We start from the raw sequence: 21,592 nt of genomic DNA, 5'->3' as shown, positions 1-21,592 counted from the left end.
CCGGATGGCAGTGCAATACATCATTCAGGGCAAGAAAATATCTTTGGACGACAAAGACTTCCAAGCATCCTTGAAAACGGCCTATCCCCAAAAGGTACGACCATTATGCACCTGTAAACAACCACCCGTTGCGATGTATATCGCCCAGGTGAACGGCCATTTGATTGTCAAGCGTATGCCCAACACGGGCAGCGACCACGACCTTGAGTGCGGCTCTTACGAAATACCAGTAGGCTTGTCGGGCTTAGGCCAAGTGTTGGGATCGGCCATTAAGGAAAATAGCGCGGATGGCCTGACAGCGCTCAAGTTCGGGTTCTCCTTGTCGAAAGGCCCGACTCGGACAATCCCCACCGGCAATGGCGAGGAAAAGGGCAGCGTCAAGACCGACGGCAACAAACTGAGCTTGCGGGGCACGTTGCATTACCTGTGGGAACAGGCCGGATTCAATAAATGGTCATCCGGTATGGCTGGTAAACGGAATTGGTATGTCATCCGTAAATACCTTTATGAAGCAGCCAAGGATAAAACAGCCAAAAATGTTTCGCTAGATACCCTACTTTATATCCCTGAAACTTTTAAGCTTGACCAGAAAGACGAACTAACCCAAAGACGGCTTGCCGGCATCCATTCGTTAAGAAACGGTGACAATAAATATAAGCAGCTTATGCTTATGGTGGGCGAGGTGAAAGAAATCACTTCGGCTCGATTTGGCTACAAAATGGTTGTCAAGCACTTGCCGGATTTTCCTATTATGTTGAACGATGACATTTATCACCGCGTGTGTAAGCGATTCAATGTTGAACTTGAGTTATGGTCGGCCAATGAAAACGGGCATTTGATGGTTATCGGGACGTTTGGGATCAATGATTCTGGCATTCCTTCCTTTGAAGAAATCGCCTTGATGATGGTGACTGAAAACTGGATACCCTATGACAATGCCGATGAACTTAGGTTGATCAATTCATTGACGCAAGCCAACCAGCGCTTTATCAAATGTTTGCGGTATAACTTGCCGTCAACTGTTCCTACGGCAAGCGTACTCTTGTCCGGTAAGGACAAGAGTATAACCGCATTGTTTATCTGCCCTGCATCAGCCACTGAAATTTATAGGCATGATCTAAGTGAGTTAATCGGCAACAGCGACATTAATACTTGGCTCTGGGATGCTGGGCATGATGTGTTGCCCAAGTTTCCATTTCAACTAAATTCATTGAATTGAAATTGACGTTTGACAGTCAGGTCGATAGGTCAACTACAGATTGTAAGCGAGAAATATTGGATTTGAATAAAAGGATAAGTTTTATTCTAACTCAGCTTTTGTGATTCGAGGGCAGAGGGGGCAAACAAACTATGATTCTGACTAAAAAGCTTATCTCAGACATTCTGCGAGGATATGATATGAAACTACAGGAACTGTCCTTAGATCTAGACACGCTAACCGACACCGAAGGTGCATCGAACTTGCTAGCCATTCCGACGGCAACTTTGATTAAATGGCGTTCAACTGGTGAAGTACGTATTCCCTACGTTCGGATTGGGCGACAAATTAAATACCGTACCAGCGACCTAAAAGCGTTTATTGAAACCAGTACTATCAAATAATTATTTCATTTGAACTTTTACAAAAAATGTTTTTAAGCATGTTTTTCTGATCATTCATCGAACAATTTAGACTGTGGCTTATTAATCAATAACGAAAAATTTAAGACTTTTCTGGTTGGACATGCACATGAATATAATCTGCAATTTTGTATGTTGCCGCCCTTAATGTTTTAGCCTCAGCATTGATATAGCCACCCGTCACATCGATGTCGGTTTTGTGGTTTGCTAGGGCTTTAAGTAACGAGAAGGGAACCATGGTCGCTTCACCAATAGTTAAGAAGGTCCTCTTTAGATCATGACTGCTAAACACAATCCCAGTTTCCTTAGTTACCTGTGCTATGGGTTTACGCGGTATTCCCATCACGCCGTCTTTGTGTTCACCGGGAAAAACATAACAGCTTTCTCCAGTTATTTTTTGCAAACTTTTCAGGTAATGTATTATTTGTGGGGCAATGTAAGCTGTAAAATCAGTATGGTTTTTAGTGTCTCGCGCAATAAAACAGTTATTCTTCAAATCCACGTCTTGCCATTCCAGATAACGGATATCTTGATCCCTAAGACCAGTATGCAATAACAGTAATAAATACACCATGGCTTTTTCATTGTTCAAATTCAATACGGCTTGAAACCAGTCCTTCAAGTTGTCACTTTGTATCATGCGGGTTTTACGTTTAGGCCGTGCCCATAAGCCACCGTCACGGATCACATCAACTGGATTTTCGTCTAACGCTTTGAGCGTTACTACGGCATAACGCATCAACAGGCGCAATACCCGCATTTTATTGTCACGTGCACCGGTGAATTGTTTTCGACGTGCCAACACCATCTCACGGGAAATACTGTTAATCGGCTTATCAAGCCAGTCCGAAAAGCCGGTCTTTAACTGTTGCCGGTAATCTTTAATGGATGCTTCCCTGAGATCGGACTTATCCGAGATATAACGATCAAGCAATTCTTGCAAAGTCAGGCTGCGGTGTCGCTGCTTGCGCTTTTCCTCGGTGGGATTGATGCCAGTTACCAGGTCACCCAGAATTTTATCATGCTGTTTTCGCGCTTCGCTGACGGTCACATCAGGAAAACGGCCTATGGTAACTCGCTGCGCCGATTTTCCGTTCCATTTCAGCACAACAAATGACTTTACCCCGGTAGAGCTTACCCGACATGTTAAGCGGGTTTTGTCGGTGTCGTAATAATCCAACCGGCCTGATTTCGGTATGGGTAAGTTTTCAATCTTGGTTTGGGTGAAGTTGAGTTTTTCGGGCATAGGTACTACCGCCACTTGTGCAAATACAAAATCAGATGTTCTTTGGGGTCAATTCTGGGTCAATGCCGGGTCAAGGATTGAGTGCTGTTTTGGGTATTCTAACGAAAGCTGGAGAAATGTAAAGAAATGTATAATCGCAATAATATCAATATATTAATATATAAGTGCTATGAGATTCAAATGCTTAAAAACCTAGGGACAACTAATTTGTAATCAGTAGGTCGTGGGTTCGACTCCCATCATTGTCTCCATGTTATCAATAACTTAAAAAACAAGTTCTTTCTGCGTTGAGTTTTAATAAGCACATAATAAGCAGTTGGGATAAAACCGCCTCAAAATAAGCAACGATCAGGCACAAAAAAACCGCATGGCTGGCGGTAACGGTCGGTTGTTTTCAAGAAATAATCGCCCCTTAATTAAGGGCATTGGGCACGGAAAGAAAACGGGCCAACCTTGGCGTTCATAAACATCCTTGGGGCATTGCTTGCACCAGTTTGGGCGACAAGTTCTCGTCGAACAATAACTTCATCCGCCGATTATACGGGTATGACGATCCCTGTCCGCCGCGAAGGCAAAGCAGGCCAAGATGTCCTCGTGGGTCAAATAGTCGAAGTCATCCAGAATCTCTTGCTCTGTCATACCCGCCGCGAAATACCAAAGGACATCATCGACAGTGATTCGCTAGCCCCTGATGCAAGGCTTGCCGCCCCGTTCCCCGGGTTCAATGGTGATAATTTGTTGGTAGCCCATCTTTATGCAGCACTCCACGCATTGCTTGTCGTTAAGCCAATATTATAACCCCAGTGTCTTTTAACGTCTTTTACGGTGTTTTATCCAGCACGGGACTGTGGTAATATCTTATCCCCCTTCGATTTGCGGACTGTGGCTCTGCCCCTTTTTGGGATGCGGCAAGTATTTTGAACGCTGCCGTGGGGGAATGCCCTTGTGGAGCGGGTCAGAAGTCAGCCAAGCGTGGCCTGCTTGGTGTTGGAGCTACCAACGGTGCGCGAGCATTTGGGAAGCAAGGGCGTTATTGGCTACACTGGCTCTACGGGTTCGTAGCCCGGAAACTGAGAGGTGTTGCAGTAAGCCTGACCGTGGCGGAGTGCTGTTTCGCACATATCCAAGAGCTTTCGAGCCGTCCGCGTACACGGCAGGTTGCAATAAGCCCACGTCCCAGCGTAGGGGCAGGAAAGACTTCGAGTTTATGCGGCTGAAAAGTGACGCGCCTGTTGAGTTGGGGTGTAGGTGTTTTAAGCCCCGAAAGGAGTGGGACGAGGCGCTTTTAGATGCCGACTCCATACACATCGGGTGTTTTAACCCGATTCTGAATTGAACCACACGCGGTTTTCAGATTCGCACCAAACTCAGGTTTACCTGAGCCGTCGTAATTAGGAATTGGGTGTTTTAACCATTGGCAGCGTTGAGGCTTGCCCGGTCTTGGCTTATTCCGGGCAAGCAGTAAAGCCGCTATGCCGCCAAGGGCATTTGAAACGGGTTCGCTCCGTTTTAGTGGATGTTGTAAGCCAGCCTACCGAACGTTTCGGACGTTTCAGCGGGGGACTCGAAAGAGGTGCATCACGCGCGGTGGGTGGTTAAGGCTGGAACTCGCCATGGAAAATAATCTTGGAAAGAGCCAGCGGGCGCGTATGTCCGCATTGTAGGCATACAACCTTAGCAGTTTGCCAAATTGCCACTACCCAGTGTCCCGTTTGGATGGCCTCCACCGATTGTATTGGGGGCAGGTTCGCAAAGGGTGTCTGGTTATCGGTACCGGATGGGATTGTCGCGGACTTTCCCTTGTGGCAAGTGCTTGGAGCCAGTTATAGGCCGTTCCGCCTCGTTTGGCCGGGGTGGATTTGGATATCGCACTGACTGGCTATTTTATCCATTGCTTGTGAGGTATTGCCCATGTGGAAACCATTTCCCGAAACCCTGCCAGATACCGCCAAGCCAAACCCTAACGCACGTAAAAGCTTTGCCTTTGTGGATTGCCTCGACCGTGATATATGGCCGATACAGGTCTATATCGGAAGCGGAAAATGGGCTTGTATGGGTGAGAAACGATGGATGTTGGTCACCGAAATCGACGGTCATATCCATTGGATGGAAATAACTGATCCGAGCAATACGGCTGAGTTTATTGATAAGCAAACCAATTACGATGAAGATGATTTCAGCGATTGCGAATTGCTTTGGCAGGGGGAGCCTGGTGGTTTTGTCTCCAAATAAAACGATCACCATCATGGCCGAAAACGGAATAGGTGATTATGGTTGGATTAAAGAAGCATCAGAACAAACGCGTTATGTCGGCAGTAACATTGCTGGCGTTTATGGTTTTCCTGACGATTACGAAATTAGCGATTTGCTGACAGCCCAGTTTAAGGACTGGATATTGGATTTTGAGAGACACTGCGGTGAACCTGGTTTTGACTGGGAAGCATTCAACGCCAAAGGCAAGCAACTGGCCGAAAGCTTGTCTGTCGAACTGGAGGGAAAATACCACGTCCTTTACCGTGCAGTTTATAGCTAGGCAAGCGGTGACAATCCTTACTAATTATGAACATCTACCACATCTACTGGGAACAATTCAGGCTCCACCCTGACGGTGTTTTAGATGGCATCTACGAGCTTGATGCGGTCGTCATCGCAGAAAACGAGAAAGACGCACTGGCACAAATCACATTTGTCGAAACCCACGATATGAATATCCGTGCCAAGTTGCTGGGCATCTGCACGGACGGCACGGACAAGCCGCGTCTGGTGGTTTTTTCGGATTAGCCTTCGTTAACCCCGACAAGCCCCATAAACAACCCGACATACTCCTCCACCAATTCACCGTTGCCGTACTTGTCAGGGGTGTATTCATCTTCGCATCGGGCATGTTTCTTCACCGCCAGCACATCAATATTGAGCTTGGCACATACTTCATGCAAGGCGCATTCCATCGCTATCAGTGCGTCCAAAAATTCAAAAGCAGCTTTTTGGTCGGCTTCGTCGCCGCGCTCGTTGTACTTGCTGCCTACCACCGCCAAACAAGTACGGGTTTTCCAGTAGATCAGCGCGTAATAGCTGGCTAGGGTCGTCAAGCCCAATAAACGCGACCTAAAATCCCAGTGGGTACATCGGTAGTCTTTGTGTTCGACACTGCCGACAATCATTTCTCTCCCGCCATCGTCGTTATTGGCAATGGCCTCAAACGCCAGTGCCGCTTGCTCGTGCGGCGTAAGTTTTGAGTAGAGCTTATCCATTTGAGCGGCCTTCATAGGTTCACCATGTTGATAAACAGCTCAGTATATTCTGCAACGATTTCTGGGTCGGCATCATCGCCAAAGGCAATTTCGCCTTTGCAATCAGCAAGTGTTTTGATCGCTTCAACATCGACTTTGATTCGGCTGCATACATTATTCAAAGCTACCTCCATCCCCCTAATTTGGGCGGCTGCTTGCAAGAAAATAAAAGCCGTTTCCTTATTGCCCTTGTCATAAACACTCATCGCCCGGATAAACAATTCTCGGTGCTTCCAGTAGCTAACACCGTAAGTCATAGCCAATGTCATAAGCCCCTCCTTCCTGAATGTGTACTCCGGATTCCAAATACGGTAGGTGCGCTTTTCAAGGCTATTGACGATAACCTCCATTTCGTCATCGTCATTACGCGCAATGGCTTCAACGACAAGGTTTGCTTGTTCAACAGGAGTTAATTTGTTATACAGTTTTTCAACTTGTGCGTGTTGCATCATTTCCTCGCTGACAATTGTTTCTCGATACGCGCCAGCCTGTCCGACATCTCTTCCAAATCAACCAGCTTGCCTTGGTTGGACAATGCCGTTATCAATTGTGCGCCAATGTCTGGTGGGATTTGCCCTGTTAGCGTAGCCTGAATAACGGCATTGCCTTGGTCAACCAGTCCGCCACTAAAGGGTAGATTGATAGGCAAGGCTACTGACTTTATCGTCGGGCAAACCCTGTCCAGGATCAGCTTACAGGCCGCCATATCGCCGGATTGTGCTGCCTTTACTACGGTTTTCAGAATGCTAGGCAAGGATTCTTGGATTTCGTGCCGGATTTTATTCGCCGTTGTTAACCCAGGCGGTCGGCCACTTGGATTGCCCGATTCACCTTCTTTGAATTTACCCATCTGTTATTTCCTGCTTTTATCAGGCATTTTGTCATAGCAAGAGAACTATCGGTAGTTCCGCTTTCCATTTAGCTTTGTGTGGCTTAGGTCGCATTTAGCCTATTTATTTTTTAAAAGTTGAATTTACATCACAGTATCTTTTATCGGCTTTTATTAAGTTAGCTATACTTTGTTTGTCCTTACTTTTTATGGCATGATTAGCCAATCCAACAAGGCTTACATATCAACATTCAGCCGCACCAACTGAGGAATCAAGAACCTACTCTCATGAACTGGCTAACAGATTGGATATTTGGCAGTGACGCACCCGCAAAACCAACCGCGCCAAAACCTCAACCATCCCAAGCAGAGCGCGAAGCCCGTTACGTGCGCGATACCTTGGCGTTTGCCAAACAACAACACAAAGACTTACGCCATAAACAAAATGAGCATGAACGCTGGCAGCAGCATTATGGTTCTGTGCAGGTTAACGAGTTGGCAAAGCTCACGGGTACGGAGTTTGAAGGCTATCTCGCCGGATTGTTCAAAAGCCACGGCTATCACGTAGAAACCACGCCCATAACCGGGGACTATGGCGCAGACCTGCTCCTGCACAAAGACAAACAGAAAATTGCCGTCCAGGCCAAACGTTGGGTTGGCAGTGTTGGCGTAGGCGCAGTGCAAGAAGCCTTATCTGGCATGGCGTATTACCGCTGCAATAGTGCCTGGGTTGTTACCACCGGCAATTACACGCCCAACGCGTTAGAACTCGCCAAACAATCCAATGTAAACCTGCTAGGGCGCAAAGAAATCGGCAAACTCATCATGCAGATGCCAAAGCCAAACCGCCCCCAAACATGGCTGACCAACTGCCGCAGATTACCGAAAGCCGTGCCGTCAATGCCACTGCAACGCCCACTTCCAGCCTGATCGGTCGTGCTTTAATTGCCATTCAGAATAAAGAAATTGGGATTGCACGGACTGAACTGGATGCCCCTTACCGGAAAGCACGGAATATTTATAATCGAATAACTAATGATGGTAATCAGGATTGCACTGGTAATTGTTGGGCTGACGAAGAACTAGCTGAATTAGCTGAAGTTTTTGAAACCTTTAAAACATTGGCTGATTATGGATATGGCAAAGCCTATTTCCCTATTTCACAGTTTTATAAAGGCAAACAAAGCGTACCTGAAAATAACCACCTTTCCCGATTTTATTCTAAATTGGCATTTGCTTTTTGTTTTGATAACCGTAAACAAAATGACCCTGATATTTGGAACGATTTAGGTACTTTATACCGCCTTGGGGAAGCAGTCGAACTTGACTATAAACTTGCACTGCATTGGTATCAAACGGCTGCTGGCATCGGTGATGCGACTGGCATGTTCAATGTTTCCTGTATGTACGAATTTGGTTTAGGCGTTGAACAAGATTACGACGAGGCACTAAGCTGGCAAATGGAGGCTGCTGTGGCTGGTCATACAAATGCCCAATTTGGTATTGGTTATCAATACGAACATGACACTGGCTTGCTAGAACAAGATGACGAATTAGCCTTTTACTGGTATTTGCAAGCTGCTGAAAGAGGACATAAAAAAGCTAAATTTTGTGTCGCTCAGTATTCATGGGAAGGTCTAGGGTTTCCAGAAGATGATGAGCTTGCTTTTGGCTGGTATCTTGAGCAGGCTAACGCTGGTGAAGTTTGGGCGCAATGGTTTTTGGCAGTAGCCTACAAAAATGGTCATGGCATAAATCAAGACGATAAACTTTCTCTATTTTGGTATCGCAAAGCGGCTGAACAGGGCAACCCGAATGCCCAAAATTTATTAGGCGATATTCTTGATGATGGTTGCGGTATCGCAAGAGACCGAAAAGAAGCGTACTACTGGTACAGCAAAGCGGCAGAGAGTGGATTGGAGGCTGCACAAATAAATCTAGCCTTATATTACTATCACGGTTATGGCGATGTTGTTCAAAGCTATGAAAAGGCCGCATTCTGGAACAAAAAAGCTGGTCAACACACTAATTTTATTCAAGCTTATCGAAAAGCACTCGTTGCAGAATCGGATGAAAAACGAGTGTTCAATTTGTCGAAGCAATATGCGGAGCAAGATGTTGCGGAAGCCCAATTTGATTTAGGCTGGATGTATCAATATGGACACGGTGTAGAACAAAATTTCAAAGAAGCTGCATATTGGTATACACAAGCTGCCGAACAGAGTCATAGGGCGGCACAATGGAATTTAGGCTGGATGTATAGTTTGGGTGATGGCGTAAATGAAAACCATATGACATCCGTGTTCTGGCTAGAGAAAGCTATAGACCCTAAATATAAATACCCTCTAAAAAATATGCCCTTATATGGCCGTCGAATAGAAAAAGAACTGTATGAAGAAGGTAAGCTAGAATCATGGTATCGACATCAAGCTGAAAGTGGTGATGAAGATGCTAAATGGTATTTAGGCAAGCTATATAGCCCCGATTTTATTAGGAAGTCAGTTCCTAACAACTTAGGACATAATCTTTCAGCCCATGAAAGATTTGAAGCTTTAGCTAGTCATTGGATTTTAAACGGCAGACGAACCGAAGATTTACTCAAAGGATCGCCTTTATCCAGTTTTTATTGTTGGACGACGAGCGCCGGAGGAAAAGCAGACGGTATCTCAAAATTGTCCATGAGTTTTTAGCGGCTTCTCTAGCTGAACAACCCCAAGATTGGTGGGATGATCGTATGTGGGAACGTGATTACTGCGACTCATGCGGAGTAGGATGGAAATTTGAAAATATCATGATATGCACAGATTGCCAGCGAACTTGTGGGTTATGTTGCACCCAGGGAAAAACCCGACATAAAAATGGTAATCTTGCGTGTTCATGTGGTGGTGAGCTAGTTGGCTAAAGTCGGTGAGTGGGCTACTTTCATTGATTTGTGTTGAAAATTGGAATATCTGCCACTGAATAACAGAAATATTTCAAGCTATAGCGGATTTAAAAACTTCGAAACAACTGGAACGAAACATAATGCTCCCCGAAGAACAAGAACTAACCCGCCTGGAAAGCGAACTGGCAACTCTGGAAGACCAAGTTGTTACCGCCGAAGAAACTCTGGAAACCCTCAAGGTAGAAACCGCCCAGTTTCAGTATCATTACTATCAAACCGTTGGAAGGTTGTTTGCGGAACTGGATCGGCTTATCGCACAAATCGCCAGGGTAGCCGCAGGGCTAGAACTGGACAATGCCGAAGCCCAAGCACAAGCCGAAGCCGCCGAACAACAAGCAAAAAAATCCGCCGAAGAAGCAGGGCTGGCAGAAAAACAGCCGCCACCGCCGCCAGAAATAACGCCGGAATTAAAGCAAGCCTTCCGGCAAGCGGCAAAGCTGATGCACCCTGACCGTGCCACTACCGATGCCGAACGCAACCGCCGAAATGCAATCATGGCAAAGGTCAATGTCGCCTATGAGAAAGGCGATAAGGCGGCAATCGAAAAGTTGATTATCGAATTCGGCCATGATCCCGAAGCCATAATAGGCGAAGACGTTTCCGCTCGACTGGTTAAAACCATTCGCCGCATAGCCCAATTACGCCGCCGACTGGATCAAGCCCAGCAAGAAATTGCTGCTCAAACAGCCCATGAATTGTACGAATTAAAACTCACCGTCACCGAAGCCGAAGCAATGGGCGGCAACCCGTTGGGCGATCTGGAACGCCAACTCAGGCAACAAATATCCGAAAAGCAAATTGAACTGGAAATGATCCGGCAACAAAGGGTTAGCGGTTGACTGGCTTTCGGCTCGTTAAATTTCTTAGCATGTTCCAAAGCGACTAGTCATTAAAGCCACGTTTGAAGGTTTCCAATAACTCAAGGCGTTGTTCAAATTGTTCCAAGTTACTCATGGCTTCTACTAACCGATAAATTTTCTGTTCGCCAGTTTCGGCGGCTAAGATATTTTGGATTAATTGTTTACTTTGCGCGGAAAGTATTTTTGCCATATCCCTGCCTAGAATCCTTGCTCCATCCAAATTATAATCATGATTTTCATCAGCGGCTAAATCCTCATAATATTCCCATAAAGAGCCTTCATTCCCTGCGTCCACATAATTTTGCAAAATAAATTCAATATCCAAAGCATCTTTTTGAGTTAAAGATTTACGTTCATCCCAAGCCATGATTTTTAAAACCATCAGCCCAGCAGGTGTTACCACAAACATATCTAACTCAGGGTTTTCTCTTAGCCTGACTAGTTGGGTGTTGTCGTAAACATCTTGAAAACCCGTTACGTTCATTTCGATGTCGTTTTCAGGCGGCCAGCTAATAATGCCCTCACTTTCGATTGTCCCGAACGGCACAATATCCACTGGGATATTGTTTTGGTACATCAACCTTTGTACCATTTTGGTGCTGCCAAACTGCCCCGTCGCAATGAGCTGATCTTTTAGCCGTTGAAACTCATGCCATGTGGCAACCTGTACCGCCAGATCAATGTCCCGCGTGGCTCTTGGTGCTTTTATACCGTAAGCGTGTTCAAAGATTATGTCCCTTGCCGATGCACCTATGATAAAGAATTGCGTATCGTTCTGGTTAGCAACCTCAGCAATCAATTCATAGATTTTGACTATCGGTTCGCTAATCTTCCCGGAAATGTTCAGCAAGTTCTTGGTCATAAATGATTTGCGCCGTTTCGATATTTCTAGGATCACCGCTTGCTATCAAGTCGGCGTAGATTAGTATGGGGTTTACCAGTGATGGTTTGTTTGTGGCATCGTTAATGTCCCAAAAGGTTTTGAGCAATTCAATTTCACCCGCTGGGTCTTTCCGCAGTCTATTTTTGATAAAAAATTTAGTTTTCTGCTGTTCCGGTAAGTAAATGGTGATTATCTCTGGTTTTAAATAGTGGGTAAGTTTGTCGGCGGCAACTTCACCGCCCCAAAGTGCTTGAAAATCATGTAAATCCACTGTCTGCAACCAATTAGGCAGGGGGGCTTTATATCGGGCTATTTCAAGTCTAGGGCGCAATTTTTCAGGATAGGCAATGACCCAACGCTCAAGCAATCTCCGCTTATCCCTTAATCGACGCCCCCCGCGTCCCATATCGACAATAAAACCAAGTTGCGTGAGGTCTGTCATCACCCAGCCTACCGTGCCTAGAGCAACGTCTGCTGTTTGGGCAATTTCACGATAAGGCGCATTGACGAGTTCAGGATTACACAAAAGGGCATAGACGACCTTAAGCCCTGTAATTTGAAAAGCTCTGCTTATTGGGCGCGTCGCTGGTTTTTCTAGTGGCTTATTGCCTTTGACGTAGATATAGATTGGGTTGTGATTGATGTAGGCATTTCCTGCGGCATCAAGAAACCAAATGCCTTGTTCCTTTAGGCGTTCAGCAATAACCGGATTTACATAATTAGCAACCAAAAGCAATTGTTTGTAACTATTTTTTGGCTTTAATAGCCCCGCTGAGACTGTGATTAAATGCGCTTTAATCTTTATTGCAAGCGGAATATCCACGCTATCTGTAGTCAAAGTTCCTGTGGCATCAATTTCTGGATAATCATTGAAATAATGCTCTATGTTAATGTTAACATTGCCAATTTTAGCAAGGGCTTCTATTGCCTTATCTAATAGCTCTATCTCTAAGTCCTTCACTTTTCAACCCTTTTGATGTCCGTGTACATTATTTTAGTCTGTTCATTAATAATGTACAGGTCAAAATAATGAACAAACTACTCATAACCCACTAACGAATTTCGAGCTATCCAAAAGATATGCTCAGAAAAAGGTTGTAGACTATTTGTCAGTTTGTCAGGCTTAGCCTGTAAGCCGCATGATTACTGGGATTGTGTCCTGACAATAGCCTGACGAAATGCTTTATAAATGTCATGAATGGTACTCACTTTGTCAGGAAAACGAATTGTAAAATATTCCCCACCTGACAAAACAAACCCGCCCCTGACAAACTACTGACAAAATAAAAGCCAACTTGTCAGGGATAAGCTGCTGATTGTTAGAGCCAAAACCTCAAGCCTGACGTTCTGACAAATCATTTAAACATTTTTTCTTGCGTGTAGTTTTTTTCAAGCATCTGGCCGTCATCTTTCTTGCTTTTTTCAAAACCCAATGCCACCATGCCCTTGCTGAAATTGGTACGGCCTAAGGGTTTTTTACCTGCCTCTACACAAAACTCCTTGTACTCTTTATGGGCATTGGTAACAGACTTGAAATAGATATTGCCTTTCAGGTCTTCCAAAATATTGTCTTCAAACATAGCCACGGAATCCGTCTCACGAATAAACTGTTGCTTGAATTTAAGGCATTCATCGGAAATAAAAATATCGCGATTTTCTATAACCTGCCTCGCGCCCTCAATTATCCAGTTCAAAAAGCCAGCACGATCAACAAGGATTTTCTTGTGTAAGTCCTTATCCTGCTTGTCATCAGCAATGGTTTGGTTAAACGGTATCACTAACAGCCGCCTGTAGAAACCGTGGGTATGCTCAATATTGGCCGAATCCATTTTGTTGACGTTGAAAATAAACTTGGCGTAATCGTTCATGATGAACGGGTCACGGTACGGCAACCTCGCCTCGATAGGTTCACCAGAAGCCAGCGTTTTTAACTTACCTGCATCAATTCGGGTTAGGCGAATGTCTGTGCCGTAATTCACGATTTTGTCCTTAATCATGGCGCGGCTGTAACCCTTATCGTCGGTGAGTGATTCCAGGGAATAGTTGCTGATATTGTTGATGCCGATCACGCCACTTAGCACTTCAAAAAATACCGACTTACCGTTAGCCCCAAAGCCAAACAAGAAAATAACCTTTTCCATCTTCAAATCTTTTACAAACAAATAGCCAGCCACTTGCTGTAAGGTCTTGCGTGTGTCCTGGTTTGGCAGCACTTGTTCCAGGTAAGTCAGGAATGTTTGATTAACGGCCTTAGGGTCATAATTAAAGTTCAGTTGGTGAGTCAAAAAATCTCGGTAATCAAACGACTTTATGTTAATGCCTTTGTCATCTAACACCAGCGATCCGTTCTTCAAGTTGATGATGGACTGCTTCGCGTAGTTTTTTTCACTGAAAAAACCATCTTGCTCAGCCTGTTTAAACAAGTTGTCCACAAACTTTGAGTCACGGCATTCAATCTCGATGTAACCCATCTTGATAGCGGCGTTTTTAAGAAGCTGCTTCACTTCCGGGTCTTCCAGTGCCACCCAGTACGCGCCATTGAAAATATAAAAAAAGCCCGTATCGAAAATAACATGCCAATGATGTTTTTTGGCAACTTGAACCAGCGTATGCACAATGGCAACTTTGTAATGCTTCTGGCTCGGCAGTTTTTCGCCGTCTTTTCTCCAGCCAAGCGATTCGCAAACTTTGGTCAAGTCAACCCACTCAACATTAGCCAGCAAAGCCTTTGTTGCCTTGAGCTTGGGTGATTTCTCGTTTAAATCTTCAACGGCTGTTTGTTGCCTGATTGATGTTACCGCACCTGTTAATCTGTCATCCAAGGATTTCATCTTCGCACCTCGCACAACAAATCAATGACCGTGCTGTAAGCCCGTTGGACACGTTCTTGGTCGGCTTCTGACACGTTGCCAATAACAAGCAGGTCATTCCACCCTAACGCCAAAATTCCGGCTTCGCTTATGGCTATGTCGAACAATTCTGATCGGTTGAATCGTGGGACGGGTTTCGGCTTCTCATAAGGACTTGGGATTTTGTCAGGAAATAGCGCACAGGCATCAAGGCCGATTGCCGCCAGTACGTCCAAGTAGCCACATCCGGCAAAACATCGGATTAAAATGCGGTCGTCAACCTGCTTGATGCTAAGACTTGGTGAACGGTCATCATGGCTCGGACACAAAGCTAACCACTTGTCGCGCCCAGTGTTTTTAACGCCATTAAGCCGCGATAACAGTTGTTCTGTCTTTGGTTCAATGGGCTGATAGGCCGCAAAAGAGGCGAGATTACCCATCGTTGCCACCATTCAATAAGACGTATCGAGCTACACGATGCTTGGCTTTGCCAGTGTCTACGGTTTGCCAAAAAGTGATAATGTTATGCCCAAGCTCGCGTAATTCCTGAATTCGCGCCGCTGGATGCATTATGTCCAGAATTTGCCGTGCTTCGGTAGTCGTGATGGGGGAAGCAAGTAGATAAGCCAGCAAGCGTAACTGCTGGTGTTTGGTGTTGGTCGATAATATTGTCATGGTCAAATCCTTCATAGTCGGATAGGCCAGGCGGACAGATGCAATCCATATGAAATTCGGTTAAAATAACCATACTGTTGTTAGATTGGTCACAGAAAGCCTAGCTCTTGTCGTTGAGTGCTAGGCTTTTTTTATGCAGCGACGCTTTTGGTTTCGCTCGTCGATTGGCGCGGCTGGTGTTGGTTCAGCCAGTTCAGTACATCGCCTTTCCGGTACTTTACCTGCCTGCCAATTTTTATAAATGGAATGCCCGTGCCAGCCCATCGGTCGCGTTCGAGTTTTGCTTTTGAGCAGTCGATAACGTCAGCTATGACGGTTTGCCCGTATAGCGATTCGTCTGGCGCTGAATAAAAATCTTGGAGCGATTTGGTACGGTTATCTTCGATAGTCATTTAATTAATCCTCAGTTGTTTTCTTAACTCGGATTAAATTTGAACATACCTGACTAGGGGGCAATCAAGACGGCAAAGGTAGGCATTTTTATCGCTTTTATTGCCCCCTTTTGCCCCCTTTTTGAGATATATAGTTTTCTTTGTTACGCACCTTGACCAGCCTCCTCGTGTTCATTTCAGACCAAGTATGTTCAAAGCTGGCATCGGTAAACCCTGTGATATTAAGGCATTCGGCCTTGATTTTTACCACTCCACCGTACGGTATGTCCAGCAACTCAATTTCAAGGTTTGCCGCTACCTTTTTTACCGCTTTTATTTGTTCTTCACGATCACCTGCAACACTGTGTTTAACATTAGAATTATTTATCGGCTCTGATTTCTGCGGTTCATCATTTACAGTTTCCAGTTTTACTTCCTTATCCTCACTAACATTATCTGGGGGAAAGTATTGTTCGATTAGTGGCGAAATGCCCCATCCTTTTTCCCTTGCCCATTCAACCCACTGTTTAGGGGAAGTGCTACCAGCGGTCATGCGTCCCGCTTTAATCGCCCGCATAATCAAATCGGCTTCTTCACTATAATATTTCGGCAATTGGTGCAGCCGACACTTATCAGGAAAGCGGCCTTTCAACCAGCATAACGCTTCTTGCCATGTCCATGCGTCTTGCTTAATAGCGTCTTGATAATCTTCCGGTTTGGCGGCCAACCCAAACTCCCAGGTGTTATCAATGCTGATATGTTCTTCAACTTCCAACGCAACTATATTGCCGTTCCAATCAAGCCAAGGGAATTTCGGCTTGCCAGCATTATGATATGCCCGTGCAACATCATCACGGAAAAGAGTGTAGCCAACTTCATTCCCTACTGGCCTTAAAAAAGGTTTCCAAAACCAGAAATCGGTATCATCGAAGGCTTTATCCGCTTCTTGTTCTCGGTGCCGCAAAGCTATCAGCAAATCATTGGATGAAACAATGTTGCTATCAATCACCCCGTCATACACAACTAGCCCATGCGCTTCCACCAAACGATAAAATGTTGGTAGGGTCTCAAAACTATCAAGTTCATCACCTAAAATCTCATCGACAAAGCATCGCAATGAAACTGTTGGCGGACCCTTCTTTAGTATGCGTTCTTCCTGTGCTATTTTATCGGCTTTGGTCAGTGGGGTTTCGGGATTTGCTCCGGCAATTAATTCGCTAGCCATCAGGACATCAATCAGTTCGTTCCATTCCGCCCATTTTATTATGTCGGGATAAGCACAAGGGAATTCTAAGTTGATTTTGTCAGCATTCCTTTGATATGTCGCACACCTTTCATTTGTCATTGCCGTTTCTGGTAACATGGCGAAGATGCCCGCTTCGCTGATAGTGTAGTCCTCACGCAATGGCAAATGTCCTGAACCGAACAATATCGTAAACACCGCCAAATCAATGGGATTGTCCATTTGTCTACGATAGCCAGGTGTATCGAGTTGCCGCGCTATCTCAGCAATCGTTTTGTTTAATTGGCAGAGTTCATCATTTCTAGTGTCACTTATGGAATCTTCAAGCACCTTTATTCTCTTCTTCAAAATATCTAGCCAAACAAAACGTTTAACCCTTTCCTTAATACTTGAGCGCTCAGCCAACGGTGGCAAATAGCCTAGTAAGTCACTGGATGGCTTGCTAAACTCCGTTTTATATCTTGGGAACATGGCCGCTATTTTAGCAAAAGCGTTATATTTGGGTTCGCCTTGGTATTTTTGTCCTTTCAGTAGTAATTCGTAGAATTTTGTTTCTTCCCCGTCCGTCCAGCCGTCGTACCAGACCGCCAATTCTTGAATGTGGCCAAAAATGATGTCGTCCCTTTCGCCGTCCCAATCCTTAAAGATGTCAGCCGCTGGAAAATCATCACCTTTCGTGTACTTGTTGCGGTCTCTGCCATCCATCACGCACCCCGCTTAACAACTTGGCTAAAATCCACTATGTCAGCCTCCTTTATCCCTGCCGATTTCAACATAAAATCGGTGATGGTCTGCATGGGTTGCCTTAGCCGTTCCACGTTTAGCTGGATATAGCCCGAAGTTACGTCATCGCCTTGCTTGTGGTTCACCAACGCCTTGACCGAATAGGCCGATATGTCCAACGATTCCGCTATGGTGACAAATGTCCGCCGTAAGTCGTGCATGGTGAATGTCATCTCCGTTTGGGCGATAACCTTGGCTATTTGCCGCTTGGGTTCTTGCAGGTGTCCGCTAAAGCCATCGCCAGGGAACACGTACACGCTGGTGCTGTTTGCCTTGCGCTTAGTGAGCATAGCCGCCAAGTAATCGGACAAGGGCAATTGCATCGGTCGATGGTTTTTAGGGTCACGCAACACATAGCTACGGTCGGTCAGGTCAATATCTGCCCACTGCAATTTAGCGGCTTCGGCTTTGCGGCAACCCGTCAATATGACGAATAGCAGGTAATCCCGAATCGTGTCGTTGTCGATAGCCAGCACGGCACCGAACCACGCTTTCAGTTGGTGGGCTTTAAGGTGGCCTGTGCGAGGCTTAACTTTGTACCAGCTCCGCGTCTGGCTTATCCGCTTGATTGGGTTCTCTGGCAGTATCGACAAGCCTTTTCCGGTCTCGTACTTGGCAGAGGCATAGTTCAACACGCTGCGTAAGGTACGCGCCCCAAGGTTGGCATAAGCATGTCCCCGTTCCGTGCCTACCTTGTTATGGCGGCGTTCCACGGCATCACGGCTGATGTCGGTGATGGGCAGTTTTTGCCAGTCTGGGTAAATGTTGTTCATCACCCCCGTGTAATCCCTTACGGTCTTGGGTTTCAGTGTCCGTGATTTAAGGAACTCGGTAAAGACTTCGCCAAGGGTGACGGATTTAACCTTGTTTTCGCGCTTTACCTGCGTGGGATCAATGCCGCTAGCCAACTCGCCTATCTTTTTTTTGGCGGTGTTCCTTGCCCGTTCCGCCGTCATGGTGGGGTATTTCCCCAGTACGACACGCTTGGTCTTGTTCGCTATGCGCTGCTGGACACACCAAGTCTTAGCCGTCTTGCCGATGTACATGCCAAACCCAGGCAATTCATCATCCCAGTAGAACACTTGCCCCTTATCGGCAAAGGGAAGGGCATCAACTATGGTTTTGTTCAGCTTCACGAGCCACCCCAAAAATTAATAAGCAATTAATAAGCAGATTGAATCAAAGTAATTCAAAGACCGTCTGACTTATTATAACCTAAGTACTATGATAAACAAGGGTAATTAGTGCTTATTAAAAGCGGGTAAGAGTGGGTAAAACACGAGGGTTGCTAATTCATAATCAGTAGGTCGCTGGTTCGATTCCCGCCATTGGCTCCATAAAATCAGTAACTTATAATGATTTTTCAGAGTCGTTTTTATTGACCGTAGCTAAATCGTAGCTAGAATGTCCCGGTTTGGTCAGTTGGAATGCGGCCAATCGGTCCACATACCCGGACAAATGGTCGCTGGACAGGTGGCCATAGCGCCGCACCATCTCCGCCGATTCCCAACCGCCCAACTCCTGCAGCACATTCAAAGGTGTCCCGCTTTGCACATGCCAAGATGCCCAGGTGTGGCGCAGGTCATGCCAGCGAAAATCCTTGATGCCCGCCCGCCGTAACGCTTGCCGCCAAGCTTTGGTGTTCACTTGGATCACCGGCTTGCCCTGGTAGGTAAACACATAAGTCAAGTGCTTGCCCATCTGGGTGCGGATGATAGCGACTGCCGCTTGCGACAGCGGTACCGCAATCGCCCGCCTCGCTTTCGCTTGGTCGGGATGAATCCAGGCGCACCGCCGCGTCACATCCACTTGCGACCACTGCAATCCCGTCACATTGGCTTGTCGCAATCCCGTTTCCAGGCTAAAGCCCACCATCGCTTGCAAATGATCCGGCAATTCTGCCAGCAACCGTTGCGCTTCCACCGGTGTCAACCAACGTATCCGGCGGTTGGGTTCCGGCAGCAACCGAAACTTCGGCACCTTGTCCAGCCAGTCCCATTCCAAGGCGGCTTTCCGAAGGATGGAACGGATCAATGCCAGCATCCGGTTAACCGTGCCGTGGCTGACTTCATGCCCCAGCTTGGTTTGCACCAGCGTTGCCAAGCAATCGCGGTTGATCTCCTCCAGCGCCACACCTGCCAAATACGGGTCGAGCCAGCGCAAGTGCATTAAATCATCCTTGCGTGAAGCCTTGTGCTGCGTTTCATCCAGCCAACGCACCACCGCTTCATTCCAGGTATACTGCCGCTTAGCACCCAGCTTCGCTTGTTCCCAAAGCTGTGCCTTCAGTCGGTCATGGAATTCCTGCGCTTTTGCCCTGTGGGACGTGCCAGCGCTTTTTTGTACAATGCGTCCGTTGACGGTGACCTTGACCCACCAAACGGACGAGTCTTTGCGTTTAAAGAGTGACATAGGCTTATCTCCTGTTCACCCTGCAATGTTCGCCGACCATAGTTTGACCGGATATAGTCGACCAAGTCAACCTCGACAAATACCCAGCACTTGCCAGCCTTTGCGCCAGGAATAACCCCAGACTTGGCTTTGGACTGCAAGGTCACAGGGTGGATGTGCAGGAGGGCAGCGGCTTGTTGCAGGTCTAAAGTCTTCATGCAAGGCCTCACGTTGGAAGGTGACGGCAAAATCAGCCCCGCTGACTTTTTTTGCGGGTTAAAATTGCCTAAGTTGAACAATTTGCTGCTAAAACAGCATAATTATTCATTCAAATAAAGCAGTTATAACAATAAACAATAATATTAAATATTATTGCTATAATAAATTGATTAATATCAATAAGGTATTTGTACAAAAAAATTTATTATTATTCCAATGCATGAAAACACTCTATTCTTCCACTGAATCCGCTTATGCATTATTAGAGATTCCCTACCTTGATTGGTTAAGCATTAAGGAATCCCCAGTTTTTGACCTCAACCCCGACCAAGATGACAGCCATTGGCTGTTCCTACAGCAGTCACCATCATTATCCCAGTATTCAGGGTTAGTGTTGTTAGTGAAGGTCGGCGACGAATTGTACAAGTTTGACGGCAAGATCAGAAAGGCACTGTGGCAATCCGGCAAACTGCAACCACCTGTCACCTTGATGGCGCAGGTACTCGACTTATCAGAAGTCGAGTTCTCGGCGTTAAATGCCGAAGTGCAGGCCAAACGAATAAATACCCTACCAACCAATGAATTGATCCTGGTTATTTATGAAGAACTCGGCTTAAACTTTACCTCAGAACGCATCAAGAGTGGTTTCATTAGTGAAGCGATCAACATTGCCTTAAGGGGCAGGCCTCGCGCCTTGCAAGATAAACGGCTGAGCCATGAACGGGAAGATGTCGACCTCAAAAAAGCCATTAAGCTTTTCAGTAGAGAACTAGCTTTCATTGACAGCATTAATCCCAAGCCTGATATTTTTGTCACGGGTGTGTTGGCAGGGGCACTCATCATGCTGGGCACACACAGGGACTTGCAAGCGTTTTTTACCCGCGTGAACAACCGCCAAGGCGAAAACAAAAACAACCTGGAAGACCCGGTCGCCGGTCTGGTCAGGACTATCGAACGGCACCGTATCGACGACCGGTCGATGCCTGCTATGTTGTCGATCGAATTATGCCGGAAAACCATCCAAGCTGTCACTCTTTGGGAAGAAGGCGACGAGTCGCCCTTGTATTGGCGCAGGAAACTGGTCTCAGGCATCGACCATATGCCTTATATTCGGGAAATGAAGCGGGCTAAGCATATTGATGGGGAAAGGGATTTGTGAATCTGATTTTAACTATTTGCGCCTAACACTAAAGGTAGTGTAATTATGCTAAAGCAAGCAAAGCAATAGAAAGGAGATGTCACGGATTGCTTTCAAGCACAAAAAATCGCATCATTCGATGATAGTATTGGTGTAATGGTCAATATAAACCGGACACTTTTTTAGACAGCCTTCTTATAAAAATCCCACTCAAACTGCAACGGGGATTGATAGCCTAACTTTGAATGCGA

General features: G+C 46.0%; 23 protein-coding genes and 2 pseudogenes. 10 read left to right on the top strand and 15 right to left on the bottom strand.

Annotation, left to right across the window (positions count from 1 at the left end):
• Window positions 1-4: 4 nt before the first annotated feature.
• Entirely contained in the window at window positions 5-1,219 is a 1,215-nt protein-coding gene (locus ABL924_RS06605; RefSeq protein WP_349026283.1) for a DUF1173 domain-containing protein, read from the top strand.
• A gap of 179 nt (window positions 1,220-1,398) precedes the next feature.
• On the top strand, window positions 1,399-1,602 hold the full coding sequence (locus ABL924_RS06600; protein WP_349026282.1) for a helix-turn-helix domain-containing protein: 204 nt from the start codon (window positions 1,399-1,401) through the stop codon (window positions 1,600-1,602).
• A 100-nt stretch (window positions 1,603-1,702) separates the two neighbouring features.
• Here the strand turns inward: ABL924_RS06600 and ABL924_RS06595 are convergent, their stop codons facing one another.
• Together ABL924_RS06595 and ABL924_RS06590 are read right to left on the bottom strand one after the other, a co-directional pair.
• Window positions 1,703-2,866 carry an integrase arm-type DNA-binding domain-containing protein gene (locus ABL924_RS06595; RefSeq protein ID WP_349026281.1) on the bottom strand — a complete coding sequence of 388 codons (1,164 nt, stop codon included), beginning with the start codon at window positions 2,864-2,866 and terminating at the stop codon, window positions 1,703-1,705.
• Window positions 2,867-3,391: 525 nt separating this feature from the next.
• Window positions 3,392-3,616: pseudogene (locus ABL924_RS06590) on the bottom strand (DUF433 domain-containing protein).
• 648 nt (window positions 3,617-4,264) lie between these two features.
• Here ABL924_RS06590 and ABL924_RS06585 point away from each other — a divergent pair.
• From ABL924_RS06585 to ABL924_RS06570, 4 genes are all read left to right on the top strand, one after another.
• The gene (locus ABL924_RS06585; protein WP_349026280.1) at window positions 4,265-4,465 is read left to right on the top strand and encodes a hypothetical protein; all 201 of its coding nucleotides are present in this window, start codon (window positions 4,265-4,267) and stop codon (window positions 4,463-4,465) included.
• Between the two features lie 312 nt (window positions 4,466-4,777).
• Window positions 4,778-5,098, top strand: a complete 321-nt coding sequence (locus ABL924_RS06580; RefSeq protein ID WP_349026279.1) for a hypothetical protein — start codon at window positions 4,778-4,780, stop codon at window positions 5,096-5,098.
• Window positions 5,099-5,111: 13 nt separating this feature from the next.
• Window positions 5,112-5,399, top strand: coding sequence for a hypothetical protein (locus ABL924_RS06575; RefSeq protein ID WP_349026278.1), 288 nt, complete (start codon window positions 5,112-5,114; stop codon window positions 5,397-5,399).
• 26 nt (window positions 5,400-5,425) lie between these two features.
• The gene (locus tag ABL924_RS06570; RefSeq protein WP_349026277.1) at window positions 5,426-5,647 is read left to right on the top strand and encodes a hypothetical protein; all 222 of its coding nucleotides are present in this window, start codon (window positions 5,426-5,428) and stop codon (window positions 5,645-5,647) included.
• On the opposite strand, the gene ABL924_RS06565 is transcribed toward ABL924_RS06570, so the two are convergent.
• Genes ABL924_RS06565 through ABL924_RS06555 form a run of 3 tightly spaced genes read right to left on the bottom strand, consistent with a single transcriptional unit; the run spans window position 5,644 to window position 7,006 of the window.
• Entirely contained in the window at window positions 5,644-6,132 is a 489-nt protein-coding gene (locus tag ABL924_RS06565; protein WP_349026276.1) for a hypothetical protein, read from the bottom strand. The two genes, ABL924_RS06570 and ABL924_RS06565, sit on opposite strands and share 4 nt — an antisense overlap.
• Entirely contained in the window at window positions 6,129-6,605 is a 477-nt protein-coding gene (locus ABL924_RS06560; protein ID WP_349026275.1) for a hypothetical protein, read from the bottom strand. Before ABL924_RS06560 ends, ABL924_RS06565 begins: the two co-directional genes overlap by 4 nt.
• Complete coding sequence (locus ABL924_RS06555) at window positions 6,605-7,006, bottom strand: DUF5681 domain-containing protein (RefSeq protein WP_349026274.1); 402 nt, start codon at window positions 7,004-7,006, stop codon at window positions 6,605-6,607. Before ABL924_RS06555 ends, ABL924_RS06560 begins: the two co-directional genes overlap by 1 nt.
• Before the next feature lie 267 nt (window positions 7,007-7,273).
• On the opposite strand from ABL924_RS06555, the gene ABL924_RS06550 reads away from it, so the two are divergent.
• The 3 genes from ABL924_RS06550 (at window position 7,274) to ABL924_RS06540 (ending at window position 10,768) form a co-directional block, all read left to right on the top strand.
• Window positions 7,274-7,915, top strand: a complete 642-nt coding sequence (locus ABL924_RS06550; RefSeq protein WP_349026273.1) for a restriction endonuclease — start codon at window positions 7,274-7,276, stop codon at window positions 7,913-7,915.
• The gene (locus ABL924_RS06545; RefSeq protein WP_349026272.1) at window positions 7,843-9,675 is read left to right on the top strand and encodes a tetratricopeptide repeat protein; all 1,833 of its coding nucleotides are present in this window, start codon (window positions 7,843-7,845) and stop codon (window positions 9,673-9,675) included. The genes ABL924_RS06550 and ABL924_RS06545 overlap by 73 nt, the downstream gene beginning before the upstream one ends.
• Before the next feature lie 334 nt (window positions 9,676-10,009).
• Window positions 10,010-10,768 carry a J domain-containing protein gene (locus ABL924_RS06540; RefSeq protein WP_349026271.1) on the top strand — a complete coding sequence of 253 codons (759 nt, stop codon included), beginning with the start codon at window positions 10,010-10,012 and terminating at the stop codon, window positions 10,766-10,768.
• 43 nt (window positions 10,769-10,811) lie between these two features.
• On the opposite strand, the gene ABL924_RS06535 is transcribed toward ABL924_RS06540, so the two are convergent.
• From ABL924_RS06535 to ABL924_RS06490, 10 genes and pseudogenes are all read right to left on the bottom strand, one after another.
• Window positions 10,812-11,651, bottom strand: coding sequence for a nucleotidyl transferase AbiEii/AbiGii toxin family protein (locus tag ABL924_RS06535; RefSeq protein WP_349026270.1), 840 nt, complete (start codon window positions 11,649-11,651; stop codon window positions 10,812-10,814).
• The gene (locus tag ABL924_RS06530) at window positions 11,614-12,633 is read right to left on the bottom strand and encodes a type IV toxin-antitoxin system AbiEi family antitoxin (protein WP_349026269.1); all 1,020 of its coding nucleotides are present in this window, start codon (window positions 12,631-12,633) and stop codon (window positions 11,614-11,616) included. The genes ABL924_RS06535 and ABL924_RS06530 overlap by 38 nt, the downstream gene beginning before the upstream one ends.
• 394 nt (window positions 12,634-13,027) lie before the next feature.
• The gene (locus ABL924_RS06525; protein ID WP_349026268.1) at window positions 13,028-14,503 is read right to left on the bottom strand and encodes a phage/plasmid primase, P4 family; all 1,476 of its coding nucleotides are present in this window, start codon (window positions 14,501-14,503) and stop codon (window positions 13,028-13,030) included.
• Window positions 14,500-14,961: a DNA primase gene (locus ABL924_RS06520; RefSeq protein ID WP_349026267.1), complete on the bottom strand. Its 462-nt coding sequence runs from the start codon at window positions 14,959-14,961 to the stop codon at window positions 14,500-14,502. Before ABL924_RS06520 ends, ABL924_RS06525 begins: the two co-directional genes overlap by 4 nt.
• Complete coding sequence (locus ABL924_RS06515; protein ID WP_349026266.1) at window positions 14,954-15,196, bottom strand: helix-turn-helix domain-containing protein; 243 nt, start codon at window positions 15,194-15,196, stop codon at window positions 14,954-14,956. The genes ABL924_RS06520 and ABL924_RS06515 overlap by 8 nt, the downstream gene beginning before the upstream one ends.
• Window positions 15,197-15,327: 131 nt before the next feature.
• Window positions 15,328-15,588, bottom strand: coding sequence for a hypothetical protein (locus ABL924_RS06510; RefSeq protein ID WP_349026265.1), 261 nt, complete (start codon window positions 15,586-15,588; stop codon window positions 15,328-15,330).
• Between the two features lie 97 nt (window positions 15,589-15,685).
• Window positions 15,686-17,515: a hypothetical protein gene (locus tag ABL924_RS06505; protein WP_349026264.1), complete on the bottom strand. Its 1,830-nt coding sequence runs from the start codon at window positions 17,513-17,515 to the stop codon at window positions 15,686-15,688.
• Window positions 17,515-18,729, bottom strand: a complete 1,215-nt coding sequence (locus tag ABL924_RS06500; RefSeq protein WP_349026263.1) for an integrase family protein — start codon at window positions 18,727-18,729, stop codon at window positions 17,515-17,517. The genes ABL924_RS06505 and ABL924_RS06500 overlap by 1 nt, the downstream gene beginning before the upstream one ends.
• 214 nt (window positions 18,730-18,943) lie before the next feature.
• Window positions 18,944-20,005 (bottom strand): site-specific integrase, encoded by a 1,062-nt coding sequence (locus tag ABL924_RS06495; RefSeq protein ID WP_349026262.1) that lies wholly within the window; start codon window positions 20,003-20,005, stop codon window positions 18,944-18,946.
• Window positions 20,006-20,058: 53 nt separating this feature from the next.
• Window positions 20,059-20,202, bottom strand: a pseudogene (locus ABL924_RS06490) (helix-turn-helix domain-containing protein); the annotation flags it as partial.
• A gap of 221 nt (window positions 20,203-20,423) precedes the next feature.
• Between ABL924_RS06490 and ABL924_RS06485 the strand changes: the two are divergent.
• A complete protein-coding gene (locus ABL924_RS06485) occupies window positions 20,424-21,362 on the top strand; it encodes a hypothetical protein (protein ID WP_349026261.1) in 939 nt (312 codons plus the stop codon).
• Window positions 21,363-21,592: the final 230 nt, after the last annotated feature.

This window comes from Methyloglobulus sp. (assembly GCF_040079455.1).
In the GTDB taxonomy this organism is placed as follows: domain Bacteria; phylum Pseudomonadota; class Gammaproteobacteria; order Methylococcales; family Methylomonadaceae; genus Methyloglobulus.
This window is presented reverse-complemented; position numbering and strand designations above follow the sequence as displayed.